Annotated in this window: 12 protein-coding genes; 4 read left to right on the forward strand and 8 right to left on the reverse strand. The window is 49.7% G+C overall.

All coding sequences use genetic code 11. The features are described from left to right. Positions 1–27: 27 nt before the first annotated feature. Positions 28–2,004: a putative porin gene (locus F0L74_RS29065; protein WP_149841396.1), complete on the reverse strand. Its 1,977-nt coding sequence runs from the start codon at positions 2,002–2,004 to the stop codon at positions 28–30. Between the two features lie 78 nt (positions 2,005–2,082). After that, a complete protein-coding gene (locus tag F0L74_RS29070) occupies positions 2,083–2,910 on the reverse strand; it encodes a purine-nucleoside phosphorylase (protein ID WP_149841397.1) in 828 nt (275 codons plus the stop codon). 374 nt (positions 2,911–3,284) lie between these two features. On the opposite strand from F0L74_RS29070, the gene sucC reads away from it, so the two are divergent. Next, complete coding sequence (gene sucC, locus F0L74_RS29075; RefSeq protein ID WP_149841398.1) at positions 3,285–4,499, forward strand: ADP-forming succinate--CoA ligase subunit beta; 1,215 nt, start codon at positions 3,285–3,287, stop codon at positions 4,497–4,499. A 183-nt stretch (positions 4,500–4,682) separates the two neighbouring features. Continuing rightward, positions 4,683–5,684 (forward strand): DUF4407 domain-containing protein, encoded by a 1,002-nt coding sequence (locus tag F0L74_RS29080; RefSeq protein ID WP_149841399.1) that lies wholly within the window; start codon positions 4,683–4,685, stop codon positions 5,682–5,684. Here the strand turns inward: F0L74_RS29080 and F0L74_RS29085 are convergent. The 6 genes from F0L74_RS29085 to F0L74_RS29110 form a co-directional block, all read right to left on the reverse strand. Beyond that, positions 5,674–6,498, reverse strand: a complete 825-nt coding sequence (locus F0L74_RS29085; protein WP_149841400.1) for a 2OG-Fe(II) oxygenase — start codon at positions 6,496–6,498, stop codon at positions 5,674–5,676. The genes F0L74_RS29080 and F0L74_RS29085 overlap by 11 nt on opposite strands. Before the next feature lie 188 nt (positions 6,499–6,686). Next, positions 6,687–7,304: a SprT-like domain-containing protein gene (locus tag F0L74_RS29090; RefSeq protein WP_149841401.1), complete on the reverse strand. Its 618-nt coding sequence runs from the start codon at positions 7,302–7,304 to the stop codon at positions 6,687–6,689. A 6-nt stretch (positions 7,305–7,310) separates the two neighbouring features. Further along, on the reverse strand, positions 7,311–7,697 hold the full coding sequence (locus F0L74_RS29095) for a hypothetical protein (RefSeq protein WP_149841402.1): 387 nt from the start codon (positions 7,695–7,697) through the stop codon (positions 7,311–7,313). Then, a complete protein-coding gene (locus F0L74_RS34185; protein WP_149841403.1) occupies positions 7,690–7,929 on the reverse strand; it encodes an AtpZ/AtpI family protein in 240 nt (79 codons plus the stop codon). Before F0L74_RS34185 ends, F0L74_RS29095 begins: the two co-directional genes overlap by 8 nt. Continuing rightward, positions 7,880–8,350 (reverse strand): bactofilin family protein, encoded by a 471-nt coding sequence (locus F0L74_RS29105; RefSeq protein WP_149841404.1) that lies wholly within the window; start codon positions 8,348–8,350, stop codon positions 7,880–7,882. Before F0L74_RS29105 ends, F0L74_RS34185 begins: the two co-directional genes overlap by 50 nt. Positions 8,351–8,415: 65 nt before the next feature. Then, on the reverse strand, positions 8,416–8,817 hold the full coding sequence (locus F0L74_RS29110; protein ID WP_149841405.1) for a hypothetical protein: 402 nt from the start codon (positions 8,815–8,817) through the stop codon (positions 8,416–8,418). Between the two features lie 155 nt (positions 8,818–8,972). Between F0L74_RS29110 and porW the strand changes: the two genes are divergently transcribed. Next, entirely contained in the window at positions 8,973–12,146 is a 3,174-nt protein-coding gene (porW, locus tag F0L74_RS29115; RefSeq protein WP_149841406.1) for a type IX secretion system periplasmic lipoprotein PorW/SprE, read from the forward strand. A gap of 229 nt (positions 12,147–12,375) precedes the next feature. Further along, the gene (locus tag F0L74_RS29120; protein ID WP_149841407.1) at positions 12,376–14,751 is read left to right on the forward strand and encodes a transglycosylase domain-containing protein; all 2,376 of its coding nucleotides are present in this window, start codon (positions 12,376–12,378) and stop codon (positions 14,749–14,751) included. Positions 14,752–14,839: the final 88 nt, after the last annotated feature.

Here is a 14,839-nt window from a genome sequence, read left to right on the forward strand (position 1 = left end):
GTTCAATATACGAAGAAAACACCACACTCAGTTCACAAACCACCATCTTAAACCCACCCTAAGCCCAAAATTGTTGAGTGGGTAGAGGGGAGCCACATAATTATTATGTCCCAGGAAAGTATTCAGGTTCTCCCCACGTATATAAGCAGAAAGGGATTTGATGCGAAAATGTATAAAAGCGGTCAGATCAGGTAATTCATACCGCACCCTTTGTGTATGTTGATACACAAACTGACCGGACACCGGCGAATAATCATCCGCATAATACTCCGTATTATAACGGGCCTCTATACCCGCCATCAGGTTCAGGTTATTGAACAGTTTGTTTTCATAGGCCAGCCGGTGACGGGTCCAGATAGATGGCACGTTCAGCGGCCCGTTACCATGCACCTGCTGGAACGCCAGGTCTATATACCAGTTCCAGTGTTTTACCCGGAAATGTTTCGATAGCACCACCTGCAGCAGGTTAAACAGGCCCGTGGCCTGTGTGCTGTGCACATAGTCATCAAAATAGGTATAATTGCTATAGATAAAATAGTTAACGGCCAGGTTATACTTCCACTTCTTATTATCCGCAATAAAACCCAGCTGGGTAATGTTTTCCTTACCCAGGTTGCCATTATACCAGCTATCATGGTTATAGCTGAAGAACTTGTACACATAGGAAGGCTCCCGGTTCACGTTACGGAACAGCAGGCTCACATTACCCAACGTTTCATTAAGGTAACGGTTCAGCATACCGCTTATATTATAATCGCCCAGGTTGCGGCCCAGTGCATAGAACTCGCCTTTGGCAGAGAAATCCCACAGTTCGTTTTTGGTCTTATTACGGTACTCCCCATGCAGGGCCAGGTTATTAAAACCCTGTTTCACATCATCCAGGAAAGTACCGCTGGTATGTTCAAAACGGGCGCCCAGGTTAATAAAATGCGCCAGGTTGCCCCTTACCGGGAACTGGATCAGGGATATATCATTAGAAAGCGTGCTCCATTTCTGACGGGCATGGATAGAATCCCCTTGCTCAAACCCGATATCATAATGCTGGGAATAGAACGCCAATGCAGGATTATTATCAATGTACTCATAGCTGTTACCCTGTATCTTAAGGCTATACTGCACGCGGAACACGGGGTCAAATTTATAATACTGCGTCGTATCATTCACATGCACCGTATCCCCTTTGCCCCAGTCATACTGCTGCTGCATAAGGAAACTCGTCTGCCGGTAAGAAGATTTTACCGCGATGGTGGTACCAAAAAAAGAGTACCCCGGAACATCGTCGTTGCCCAGGTTTACATCGATGGTTTTCCTTTGTTTAAAATTAGGGTCCAGCAGTTGCTCAGGGTTCACTACGCCGCCGTTCTCGCCCCCATTGAGCTTGTTATAAAAAAAGCTTACATAGTTATGGTAGCGTTTATTCTTGCTCTGGTAGTTGGATGTTACCCGGTAGGTATCATGGTTGGTATTCTGCGTACGGAAATATCCCGGGGAGTTCACCTTCCGGTAATCAAACCCAAAATTAAAGTTCTCATTCCGGTTCTGTGTGTGCGTAATCCCTATTACCTGCTCCTGTTGAGGGCCGATGAGGTACTGCAGTTCCGAATATGGGCGGGTGGTATTATAGAAGCGGGCATTTTCATGCGTGTAGGCATAGATATCATACGCATGAAAACCCTCATCAAAACCGGCCTGCATACGGGGGGTAAAGATAATATTGCGGGCTGCGCTGCCGGAGTTGCCAAGATTAACATAATTATAAGGCACCTGCATGAAATTGGCGTTAAAATCGATCACGGACGAATCCAGGCGGCGTTCCACCGGATCGCCCAGCAGGTGATATTTTATGGTGATGGTATCCGGCCCCAGGTTACGCTGGGAGGTATCGCGCTGCATGGGCGTATTGCCGCCAGCGCCATAATTACCAAAATTACCGGTATTAAATTGCGCCGCCACCCGGCTCCCGCCTATCAGTAATAAAGCCAGTATAATAAAAAGATGCCTCATTGTATGGAAAAATAAGCTTTTAGCCGTTAGTAGTTAGCTATTAGCAGCAGCCCATAGCTAAAAGTTAACCGCTAACAGCTAATAGCTAATTGTCTTTACCAGTTCCCTGAAAATACGCGTTAATTTGGGTTCTGCCGCGGCGGCGGCTTCCAGCACTTCCTCGTGGGTGATCACATTCTCCTCTTCCCGTATGCCAATATCGGTTATTACGCTCATCGCAAATACCTTTAAACCGGCATGTGCCGCCACAATTACCTCCGGCACAGTGCTCATGCCCACAGCGTCTCCTCCAATAATATGCATGAACTTATATTCTGACCTCGTCTCGAATGTAGGACCCTGCACGCCAACATATACGCCGGTATGCACCGGGATATTGCTGTCAGCAGCAATTTTCTTAGCGGTATCGATCAGCGTGCGGGCATACGGCTCGCTCATATCCGGGAAACGGGGCCCCAGGGCATCCTCATTACGCCCGCGCAGCGGATGTTCCGGCTGCAGGTTGATATGATCACGGATGATCATCAGGTCCCCTACCTTAAAAGCCGCATTCATCCCCCCGGCCGCATTGGAAATAAGCAGGGTATGGATCCCCAGCGCCTTCATTACACGTACCGGAAAAGTGACCCGCTGCATGGAAAAACCCTCATAATAATGGAACCTGCCGGCCATAGCCACCACAGGTACGCCCTGCATCCGGCCCAGGATAAGCCGGCCATGGTGCCCCTCTACGGTAGATACAGGGAAATCCGGGATGTCAGCATAGGGTATCTCTACGCGGTCGTCAATATCTGCCACTAACCCTCCCAGGCCGCTGCCCAGGATGATCCCGATGGCTGGCGTAATGAGGGCCTTACTGTTGATGTAATCCCTGGCGGCGTTAATGCGCTGTATTAGTTCACTCATTATTGATCGGTATTCTTAATTCGCTGTTAGCATGTCCTTAGCGGTCAGCCATTACCTTCTTACATCACTTCCGCCTTAAAGCGCAGTTAATTATTTGTTTAGGTCTTTAGCGGCCAACTATTGACTTTCTGACGCCTGAAAACGCAGCTAACTGTCAGCTTTAGGCAGTTAGCACTTAGCTGCTGGTGCTTAACCGTTTAGCGCCCGGTTATCTGCCTTCAGCCCGTACTTTGGGCTAAAAGCTAAACGCTGATAGCTAAAAGCTGCTTTATGCCCGTTTTACCGGCCCGCGCAAAGTTATTTTTAAATTCACAAACCCCATGGTTTTATATTTAAATCATAAAGAACTAAATTAGCGGCAAATTTTTTGACTGATGAATTTACATGAATACCAGGCTAAAGAACTGTTGAAAAAATACAATGTACCGGTACAGGAAGGTATTCCGGTAGATACACCAGAAGCAGCCGCCGAGGCTTATAAGCAGCTGAAGGTGCAATTCGGGAACGAATTTGCAGTGGTAAAGGCGCAGATACACGCCGGTGGCCGCGGTAAAGGCAAGATCCGTGGTACAGAGCAGACAGGGGTAAAAGTGGGTAAAAATTCAGAAGATGTAAAGACCATCGCGGGCAACATATTGGGCGGCGTGCTGGTAACTATACAAACAGGACCTGCCGGCAAACTCGTAAACAAGGTGCTGGTAGCGCAGGATGTATACTATCCCGGCCCCAACCCTATCAAGGAATTCTACCTCTCCATCCTGCTGGACCGCGCCAAAGGACAGAATGTGATCATCTACTCCACTGAAGGAGGTATGGATATTGAAGAAGTGGCCCACAATACACCTGATAAGATCTATAAAGAGTGGGTATTCCCCGGCGGACCGCTGCAGCCGTTCCAGGCGCGCAAGATCGCTTTCAACTTCGGTCTGAGCGGCGAAGCCTTCAAGAACATGGTGAGATTTGTGACCAACCTGTATAACGCTTACGTAGGACTGGACGCAGCGCAGCTGGAGATCAACCCGCTGTTCAAGACCAGCGACGAAAAGATCGTGGCAGTGGATTGTAAAATGATCCTGGACGATAACTCACTCATGCGCCACCCCGATCTGGAAGCGCTGCGCGATATCACAGAAGAAGATCCTACAGAAGTAGAAGCAGGCAAATACAACCTGAACTTCGTAAAACTGGACGGTAACGTAGGTTGTATGGTAAACGGCGCCGGCCTGGCCATGGCTACCATGGATATGATCAAATTAAGCGGCGGCGAGCCTGCTAACTTCCTGGACGTAGGCGGTACCGCCAATGCCCAGACCGTAGAAGCTGGTTTCCGTATCATCTTAAAAGATCCTAAGGTAAAAGCCATCCTGATCAACATCTTTGGCGGTATCGTTCGTTGCGACCGTGTAGCCCAGGGTGTTATCGATGCTTACCAATCTATTGGCAACATCACCGTACCTATCATCGTACGTTTACAAGGCACCAATGCCGAAGAAGCCAAAAAGCTCATCGAGCAAAGCGGCCTCAAAGTGCAGTCTGCCATCCTGCTCAGCGAAGCTGCAGCCCTGGTAGGTAAAGCCGTTGGCAACTAAGCAGAAAGAAAATCTAAAAATAAAAAAGGGTGTATCATAAACATGGTACACCCTTTTTCTATGTGATCCCCTCACATCTGCATATCCGCACATCCACACATTTCCTTACCTTTGTCTTCCATCCTTCTATATACCCTGCTTTCCGCAGGGAAGCAGACTTTTATTCAACATCAAAGTCTAGCAATGCAACGTTTACGCGCTTTTTTCCTTTTTTGCTCCGGCGCCCATGTGCCAATGTTACAACGGGCCCCGGTAGAGACCAACAAATACGCCGGTATTGGTGGCACTATCTTTTTCACCGGCCTGCTGGCCGCCATCTCCGGCGGGTACGCCCTCTGGACCGTCTTCAACGAACTATGGGCCGCACTGCTGTTTGGCCTCGTCTGGGGGTTGATGATCTTCAACCTGGACCGCTACATCGTTTCCAGTATGAAAAAACGGGATCAATTCTGGCCGGAGTTCCGTATGGCCCTGCCCCGGCTGGTATTGGCTGTCCTTATCGCCGTAGTCATCTCCAAACCGCTGGAGCTCCAGGTATTTGACAAAGAAATACAGGCAGAGCTGGTCACCATGGAGCAACAGGTCTACAAAACCCAGGAAGATAAGGTAAAAGACCGCTTCCAGCTGCGCATCAACGCCCTCCAGGCAGAGATCAGCCAGCTGCATACCGCCATCCGGCTACAGGCCGCTAAACGTGATACCCTGGCGCTTATAGCCCAACAGGAGGCCGATGGCACAGGCGGTTCGCGCATCCGCAACCTGGGCCCTATCTACAAAGCCAAGAAGGCAGATGCGGACCGTGCAGAAGCAGAGCTACAGGCGCTCACCACCCGCAATCTCCAGCTGATCAGCGAGCGCCAACAACAGCTGCAGGCCGTAGATTCCGCCATGAAGGCAAGTATCCCCACCCGCAGCCGGCTGGACGGGTTGGCTTCACGGCTGGACGCACTGGGCCGCCTCACGGACCGCAGCATCCCCATCCGCTGGGCCAACTGGTTCATCATCCTTTTATTTATTGCGATAGAATGCGCGCCGGTATTTGTAAAGCTCATCTCCCCCCGCGGGCCGTACGATGACCTGCTCCAACAGCATGAGCATGCATTTGAGATCCACCGCAAACAGCAGATGGCTGTACGGGAAGCCGCATTCCGCGAACGTATGGATCAATTGGCGGTCAGAAGCTAAACCCGCCCTTCAACTTCACATATGCCTTAATAAACGCCGGCGGTATAAAATCCCGGAGTATCCTTTTCATATCCGCCTTCGTATCCTCCATCCGGTCTTTCCGTACCCGGAAGATCGTGCTATGAGCGCCCAGCTTAGGATCTATCTCCTCCGCAGGCCGGCCATTGGTATAATAATACAATGCAATAGACTTCCGGGAGCGGCCCTCCGGGCAGGTAAGCGGGTCCGGATGACCATGATAAGAATTAGAAGTAGTAGAGAAAACCGCCATCCGGTTAAAAACAGGCAATATCCTTACCCGTGCTTTTTCCATTTCCTTATCCCAAAGCTCAAAATGGCCGCCATAAGCCTCTTCCCAATCTTTATTAAGATAGATAAGCACATTCAGCCGCCGGTCCAGCTGTGTAACAGGATGTTTATTAAAATCCGCATGGATCTTCAGCAAACCACCGGGCATTATCTGGTGCAGGCCGCCGCCCTCCAGGGAGGGGTCTGGTATAAGCCCCCGGATACCCGTAAGGTTTTCGAGGAAATGGAGGAAAGGCCGGGAATTAAGCGTATGGATAAAATGCCGGGTAGCCCCGCCAAACTCCAGCTCATTGCGGGAAGCCAGCTTCAGCTCTTGTTTATTCTGGTAACGCTGCCACTTGATCTGACTGGCGTCGGGGAATTCATCCAGTACCGTATTCAGTACGGCTTCAGGAAAAATATTATCAATATAGATATGCGGGAAGGGGTCTCCGGTTACATATCTGTCGCGGTGGCGTTTGGCTAGCTGTTCCAGCTCGGCCGTTTCCGGTTTATACAGGTGCATAGCTTATTAATTTAACGGTGAAGACAACTGCAAACATTCATGCAGCCGCGTAGCTTATTCATTTATATGTGAAGGCAACTGCGAACATTCATACAGCAGCATAGCTTATTAACTGATCAGTATAGGCAACCGTAAATAAAGACAGGGGAGATAAGAGGAAAGGTTGGGTAAACTGTTACAGTTATTTTTCAGGCCACCAGCTCCACCTCATATACGGGGCTAAACAGGTAGATCTTACGGGTGCTCACCTCCTCGCAGCGGTAGCGTTTACGGATCTTTTCGCCTTTACGGAAAATACGGCCGTCCTTTGTTTTGAAAAGCTGGTCCAACGGCAGCTGCTCTACAAAATAATGGTTCTCCTTACGCAGATCATATTTTTTGAGCACGCGCATCAGGTTATCATCCGCGCAGGAGCTGGCGCCGGGGTTATGCATGCTCTGGCGCACGGCCTGTTCCACATCTTCCGGCAAAAAGCCTTTGCCAACAAACTGTTTAAGGATCAGGGAAAATTCATGCTTCCATTCTTTGCCGTGGGAGGCCACATTATTGGCAAAATGCATATAGGTGACCAGGTGGGCTATCTCGTGAAGAAGGGTAATGAGGAAAGCGTATTTATTGAGGTTCCCATTTACGCTGATGCGGTGGCCACCCCTGCTATCAGGGTGGCGGTAATCGCCCAGGAGGCTTTTGCGCTCCCGGGTGACGGTAAGATGTACTTTGTACCGGGTAATAAAATCCATTACCTGCTCAAAGGTGCCTTCGGGCAGATAGGCCGCTAATGCATGTAAAGGCGCTTCCTGTTTCACACCGGTTCACGTTTTCTTTTTAAGCAATCGATACAGGCTCAATGTTTCAAACACGGTATAAACCAGGTATAAGAACATTAAAGTGAAAATAGTGGCCCGGCTCACATTAGGCCTGTTTATGAGTACATAAACAAGTATGCCCACCATGCAGCACATTAGTTTGCTGAACGTGGAGCCATATACACTACGTACGAATACATGATTATTAGCGGCCGCTAGTCCCTTACGGCTCATAAAGTAAGACAGCCCCGTTATGCCTGCCAGCAGCAGGTTGCCGATCAGCAGCACATTAAAATGCATACCGGCATCCAGTAAACGGGGCTTTAATAATACAAAGGTTCCATTCAGGATGGAAAAAACTAAAAATAGCTTGAAAAAGAAACGGTCATTCATTCCGCCGGGTGTCTTTGATAATTTGCCACAAAAGTAGGGTTAAAGCCAGTAAAGAAAAAATGATCATTAATACAGGAAATGACCATCCTATCCATCGGTCAAGTTTATAACCAACGAACACTGCCAAACCCAATGTGGCCATCATCTGAAAAGCCAGCCCCGCGTAACGTAACAGAACGTTACTAGATTTCTTCTTCGGTGGTAGCTTCTTCTTTGTGGAAGGTTCTTTCATGCGTTTCTTTAGCGCTGCTTGTATTTGTGCTCACGCTGTTGCTCGCGCCCTCTTCCGGCTCCATATAGCAGCGGCCGTTAAATTTGGCCGTAGGCTCCATTTCAAAATGTGCGGTGTATACATCGCCTTTTACGAAAGCGTTGCCTTTCAGGAACAAAAGCTCTTCTACTTTAATAATACCGGTTACTTTACCCAGTATATCCGCGCTTTCACATACCAGGTCACCGGTGATCTCACCTTCTGGTCCTACCACGATCTTAGCTTTGGTAGATACCAGCCCGTGTACCTGGCCATCAATACGGATATCCCCTTCACAGACAATATCTCCCTGGATAGAGGTGCCACTGCCTATAATGTTCACATTGGAAGACGGCATAATGGTCTTGCTTTCACCTTTTGAATTACGGTTGTTGTTAAACATAGGTTTTCAGAGTTTACGGTTTTTCAATTCAGGACTTGAAGATAATAAAAATATTAATATTTAACTTAATAAGTACTATTGTCTACCTTTGGTACTTTGATAGTTGTGGTGTCCAACTTACCGGTAAATTCCCCATTTATTACCTGTTTGATATTTTTCAGGTATTGATCACGCGCAATGACTGCATTCTCCAAAGAGTCAGTACGCATTTTTAGCTTGATGAATTCCCTGCGTTGCTTAAGATCGCCATAACCTGGAATATAATAACGTAGTGGTGTAAATACGACGGTGGCTACCGTGATGGTAACGAGTAATACGAAAAGCGTGCTCAAAGCTACATACACACTCATTCTCGACAATTTAAACGAGGTAACTTCTTCATAGGTATCATCATTCATTATCACCAGACGGTATTTATGATGGATGCGTCCCAGGTCCCTCCCTTTTTTATTACGCTGTTTAGCCATAATGTTGTTAATCCGGCTAAAATTAAACAATTAAATCATAAGAAGTAAAAGGTTATGTGTTAAAAAGTGAAAGAATGGTCCAATAAAAAATTATCCTATCTTTAAAATAATTTTTCACATAAACAGTTATATAGTAGCCTATACACCCGGCATCCATGAATCGCTATCGACCATTATTATTGCATATCTTTCCCCGCGCTGTAAGTTTTTTGTTACTGACTACGATCTCTATAGCGGTTTCTGCCCAGAACAGACGGCCTGCCGGCAACGCCCAGCGGGATTCTACCAGCAATAACATACGCAGTAATGACCGGCGGGGCCAGAGCGCCCAGCGGGATACTATTATACGTAACGACCGGCGGTCTGCCGCCGCCATGCGCAGGCCCGCCACCCCGGTACCAAAGGTACAGGACAGAAGGCCCCCTTCTGAAAAGCTGGCGGAGAAGAAATTTACCCTCAAGCGCCGGTTAATGCAAAACATGGTCACCCGGTATAACTACTATTACCATTCCAAGGCCAAGCTCGACGGCATCATAAAAAGCATCGCCCGCCAGGGTCTGGATAACTACTACGAACTGCTGCCCTTTTATCCATACAGCCTGCAGGATCAGGGACTTGATAAAAATGACCTGGATTCTGTCATCATCAAATCATCCATCGCCATACAGCTGCACGACCCCCGGGGTAAATGGATAGATGATTGCTACCTGCTCATTGGAAGGGCCTATTTCTATAAAAGCGACTGGGAAAATGCCTCCAAGACCTTCCAGTTCATGAACTTAAAGTTTGCACCCAAGAAAAAATCTGACTATACCACCGTAGTGGGCGCCTCCGTAAACGACCAGCTGTCTATTGCCACGCCGGAAAAGCGGAAAGGTTTCATAGGCCGCTTCAAACATAAAAAGGTCCGCAACGACGCCTTTTTATGGAATGCCCGTACCCTGCTGGAACAAAAAGAATATGACGAAGTACAAAGCCTCCTGAACTTACTGGAAACAGACCCCGCCTTCCCCAAACGCCTGGATGGCGAGCTGGCGGAAGTAAGGGCCTACAGCATGTACAGGCAAGGCCGGTACACAGAGACCATCACGCCCCTGGCAGCCGCCATCAAAGGCACCCACAACCGGGAGTCCAAAGCCAGGATGTCTTATATACTGGGCCAGCTGTACGCACAGCACCAGCAGCCAGACTCCGCCATGGACATGTTCCGCAAAGTGATCAAACAAAAGCCGGACCCCATGATGGACCTGCAGGCCCGCCTGCAGATAGCCCGGCTTAATACCACCAAAGGCAATGCTGGTATTGACCAAAGCCTGGCCGCCCTGCGCACCATGCTCAAAAAAGAACGCTTTATCCCCTACCGGGATGCGATCTATTATACCATGGCTACCCTGGTGACCGAAAGAGACCCCGAGGCCGCCCTGGGCTACCTCCGCAAATCACTGAGCCAGGAAAGCAACAACACCATGCAAAAAACGCTCTCCTTTAAGGCAGTAGCGGATATATATTATGGACAGCGCAAGTACCAGCTGGCCAAAGACTTTTATGACAGCACCGCTACCGTTATGCCGCCGGCCTTTGCCGATTCTGCCGTGGTAAGCGTACGGAAAACCGTGTTGGGCGATGTAGCCACCAAAGTAGCCGCCATCCACCGCGAGGATAGCCTACAGCACATAGCCGCCATGCCGGAAGCCGAGCGTACGAAATTCCTGGACGATATGGCCGCCAGTATCCGGAAAGCAGCCGCAGACAAAGCAAAAGCGGAAGCCGCCGCCCTTGAAGCTGCCGAAAACAATACCAGCAATAACAGCAACAGCATGCTGGCCAATAACAACGCCATGGGTAACCAGGGCCGCAACAACAACGGCAACGACCAGGGCGACTGGTACTTTTATAGCATGGCCAGCAAAGCCACCGGCTTTTCTGAGTTCAAACGCCGCTGGGGCAACCGTAAACTAAGCGATAACTGGCGCAGAAGCCAGAACGCCACCGCCAATTTTGCCAATAACCCGGACCAGCCCAATATCACCGGCGACTCTGCCATGGCTGCCGGTACAGACAAAGCCAAACAGATCCCGGCAGACAGCGTGAGCGCCGCCACCCTGTCCGTAGACCTCCCCCTCACGCCTGATAAGCTCATGGCTTCCAGGTCTACCCAAATGGATGCCTGGTTCGACCTCGGCAAACTCTATCACGATAAGCTCGATGCCACCGAGCTGGCCATCGAGACCTACGATACCCTGCTGGTAAAATTCCCGGACCATGCCAAAAAAGCGGAAGTGCTGTACTCCCTCTACGTATGGCATAACAGCCTCAAAGGCCACACCGCCCAAGCCAACCAGTATAAGGATATGGTACTGAACCAGTACGGCAATACCAACTTTGCCGGCATCATCAAATTCGGTAACCTCAAGGATACAGATGCAGAGAAGAGACAGGTGATCGCCACCGCCTACGATTCCGTGTACACCGCCTACCGGTCCGGCAACTATGCCCTGGCCCTGGAAAGGAAACACCTGGCAGACTCCACCTACGGCTTCAATTACCTGCAGCCCAAATTCGACCTGCTGGAAGCCATGGTCATCATTAAAACAGATACCACAGACGTTGCTACTGACACCGTTCACCTGGCCAAACAGGCGGTGCAGAACGTAATAAATAAATACCCCGGCGATGAAGCCATCCGCACACAGGCCCAGGCCCTGCTGGATGCCCTGAACCGGAAAAAAGAACTGGTAGACTACCTGGCCCAGCTGCAGATCCAGAAACCGGACTCCGGTGGCGCCATGATGGATGAGAATGTATCCATCCGCCTGCCCTGGAATACACCCAAACCGCAGTTTACGGACTCCGTAGGGCTCAAGACCGCCCAACCGGGCGCGCAGCCCGCGGTAAAAGCGGATATCAAAGCGCCGCCGCCACCGCCGCTCAAACCGGTTACGCCGTATAAACTCAGCACCGCCGCCGCCAATCCACACTTTGTGGTCCTCTCTTTCCAACGGGTCAACAAAGCCCTGATAGACGAGGGACTGGAGCAGTTTACACGCTACAATGCCGCCAAACACGCCGCAGATAAGATCGAGGTAGGCAGCTTTGTGCTCACCCAGAACGAGATCATGCTGATCTTCCGCCTGTTCCCGGATGAAAATAAAGCACTGGACTACTTTGACGAGATCCGCGAAGAAGCCCCTGTGCATATTATTCCCCGCATACGCCCCGCGGACTATAAAATGTTCATCATATCCAGGGATAACTTCATATTATTGAACAGCACCAAGGATATACAGGGGTACAGGGAATTTTTTGACAAAAATTACGTTACTCAATAAGGAACACGAAGAAAAAAGACATATAAACAAGGACAATACGGCATTGCGAACGCCAGGCAGGACATCACTATAGCGGTTTAACCCATGCTCGCAATCCCATAATTTATAATCCATAACTGGCTGATCTACCGTCTCAGTCGCTAACACACTGTTAAATAGCCAGTAAATCCTGGCAATTTTTCATAGTTTTGCCCGATTGTTGCACTTAATTTATTTATAATATTATCAGATGAAACGATCCGTGAAAATACTCTGGACCGTGTTACTGGGTCTGTTGGGAATCTTTATCTTATTTATACTACTGATCAACTTCCGGGTGATCGGCAATATGCCCTCCATGGAGGAACTGGAAAACCCCAGGGCTGCCCTCGCCTCCGAAGTGATAGCAGAAGACGGCACCATCCTGGGTAAATACTACCAGGTAGACCGTTCCAGCTCTGACTACAACGAGATCTCCAAAAATGTGATCAACGCGCTGATCGCCACAGAAGACGAGCGGTTCTACGATCACTCCGGTATAGACGCCAGAAGTACGGTAGCCATCCCTTTTTACCTGATGATAGGTAAAAAACGTGGCTCCAGCACCATCACCCAGCAGCTGGCCCTGAACCTCCAGGCTGACAATGCGGGTAAAAAACGTGCAGACAACCCCATTGTGCGCGGTTTCCAGAAGCTGCAGGAATGGCTGATAGCCGTAAAGCTGGAAAGGAACTTCACCAAGAAAGAGATCATTACCCTCTACCTCAACACGGTAGCTTTTGGGGATAACGTATATGGCATTGAAAATGGCGCCCGCACTTTCTTCAGCAAAGACGCCGGCCATCTTTCCATAGAAGAAGCAGCTACCCTGGTGGGTATGCTCAAGGGTAACACGCTGTATAACCCGCGCCGTAACCCCGTAGCCTCCCTGGGCCGCCGTAATACGGTAATAGAGCAAATGGAGAAGAATGGCTACATCACCACCGCAGAAGCAGCCGCCGCCAAAAACAAACCTATTGTACTGCGCTACAATAAGATAGACCATAACAAAGGATTGGCCCCTTACTTCCGCGAAGTGCTACGGGACGAGATGAAAGCCTGGTGCCTGGAACATAAAAAAGCAGACGGCTCCAACTATAACATCTACCGCGATGGCCTTAAGATCTACACCACCATCAACCCACGCATGCAGCTGTATGCAGAGGAAGCAGTAGGTAAACACCTGCAGGACCTGCAAAAAGTGTTCTTTGCGCAGGGCAATATCAAATCCGGTAGCGTGTGGAAGAAATGGCAAAACTACCTGGACCGGTACGTAAAAGAATCTGACCGTTATAAAGACATGAAGGACGCCGAAGCGTCTGAGGAAGATATCCAAAAGGCCTTTAACACCCCCACCAAAATGAAGGTGTTCGCCTGGAGAAGCCCCACAGAGCCGGACCTGAATGAGATAGATACCGTAATGACGCCCCTGGACTCCATCCGTTACATGCGCGCTGTATTACAGGCGGGTTTTATGGCCATGGACCCGGAAAGCGGCGAGGTGAAAGCCTGGGTAGGCGGCCCGGACTTCCGCTATTTCAAGAACGACCACGTGTCCAGAACACGCCGCCAGGTAGGTTCTACCTTTAAACCGTTCCTGTACTGCTTTGCCATCATGAACGGTATGAACCCTAACACCATGCTGCCCAATGAGCCTATCACCATTGGCAACTGGACGCTGACCCGTAACTCGGAAGGCAGTGTAGGTGGCGAGATCACCATGGCCGGCGCATTGGCCCGGTCCCTGAACCTGGTATCCGCCTACCTTATCAAACAGCTGGGCGCCAAAGCATTTGCTGATTTTGCAAAGAATAAGATCGGGTTCACCAGCGATATTCCCCCCTACCCTTCCATCGCGCTGGGTACGCCGGAAATATCCCTGTATGAGATGCTGCAGGCCTACACCATGTTCCCGGCCAGGGGTATCATCACCAAACCCATCTACATCACCCGCGTAGAAGACCGTAACGGCAACATACTGGAAACCTTCGCTCCCGTAAAACGTGAAGTGATCAGTGAAAACGAAGCCTACACCATGGTAAAGATGATGGAAGGCGTGGTAAATCCGGGCGGTACCGGCGCACGTATGCGTTTCCGTTATAAGATAGAAGGTGAGATAGGCGGTAAAACAGGTACCACCAACGACAATACAGATGGCTGGTTCCTGGGTTATACCCCGCAGCTGCTGGCAGGCGCCTGGGTAGGTTGTGAGAACAACTTCCTGCGCTTTAGCACCACCGCTGCCGGTCAGGGCGCCAATACCGGCCTCCCCATCTGGGCTTATTTCTTCCAGAAAGTATATGCGGATAAAAGTCTGAAGATAGACAGCAAAAGCACTTTCTCCATACCGCCCACCCTCCACAACGATATTTACCTGAACTACGAGAACAACCTGCCGCCGGATGCGCAGGGTGAAGATGTAGGTTCCGGTAGCGCCAGCGATTATATTGATGTGTCGCAGTATGGCGAGGAACCAGCCCCCGCGCCGGAGAAGCCTAAGGAGAACGAGAAGGAAAAAGAGAAAGACAAAGACGGCGCGCCAAAAGCTACGTACCCGCCGCAACAACAACCGAAGAGGGATAATTAACCAGATTGATAATAGTGATAAAACGGCCCCGTACATGTGTACGGGGCCGTTTTATTTCATACATTGAACAAAGTACTGGCATCCACAA

It is taken from the genome of Chitinophaga agrisoli, assembly GCF_008386695.1.
In the GTDB taxonomy this organism is placed as follows: domain Bacteria; phylum Bacteroidota; class Bacteroidia; order Chitinophagales; family Chitinophagaceae; genus Chitinophaga; species Chitinophaga agrisoli.

Excerpts from the sequence above, each read along its gene's own strand:
- F0L74_RS29065 (WP_149841396.1), bottom strand. The coding sequence starts at position 2,004 with ATGAGGCATCTTTTTATTATACTGGCTTTATTACTGATAGGCGGGAGC.
- F0L74_RS29070 (WP_149841397.1), bottom strand. The coding sequence starts at position 2,910 with ATGAGTGAACTAATACAGCGCATTAACGCCGCCAGGGATTACATCAAC.
- sucC (WP_149841398.1), top strand. The coding sequence starts at position 3,285 with ATGAATTTACATGAATACCAGGCTAAAGAACTGTTGAAAAAATACAAT.
- F0L74_RS29080 (WP_149841399.1), top strand. The coding sequence starts at position 4,683 with ATGCAACGTTTACGCGCTTTTTTCCTTTTTTGCTCCGGCGCCCATGTG.
- F0L74_RS29085 (WP_149841400.1), bottom strand. The coding sequence starts at position 6,498 with ATGCACCTGTATAAACCGGAAACGGCCGAGCTGGAACAGCTAGCCAAA.
- F0L74_RS29095 (WP_149841402.1), bottom strand. The coding sequence starts at position 7,697 with ATGAATGACCGTTTCTTTTTCAAGCTATTTTTAGTTTTTTCCATCCTG.
- F0L74_RS34185 (WP_149841403.1), bottom strand. The coding sequence starts at position 7,929 with ATGAAAGAACCTTCCACAAAGAAGAAGCTACCACCGAAGAAGAAATCT.
- F0L74_RS29105 (WP_149841404.1), bottom strand. The coding sequence starts at position 8,350 with ATGTTTAACAACAACCGTAATTCAAAAGGTGAAAGCAAGACCATTATG.
- F0L74_RS29110 (WP_149841405.1), bottom strand. The coding sequence starts at position 8,817 with ATGGCTAAACAGCGTAATAAAAAAGGGAGGGACCTGGGACGCATCCAT.
- porW (WP_149841406.1), top strand. The coding sequence starts at position 8,973 with ATGAATCGCTATCGACCATTATTATTGCATATCTTTCCCCGCGCTGTA.
- F0L74_RS29120 (WP_149841407.1), top strand. The coding sequence starts at position 12,376 with ATGAAACGATCCGTGAAAATACTCTGGACCGTGTTACTGGGTCTGTTG.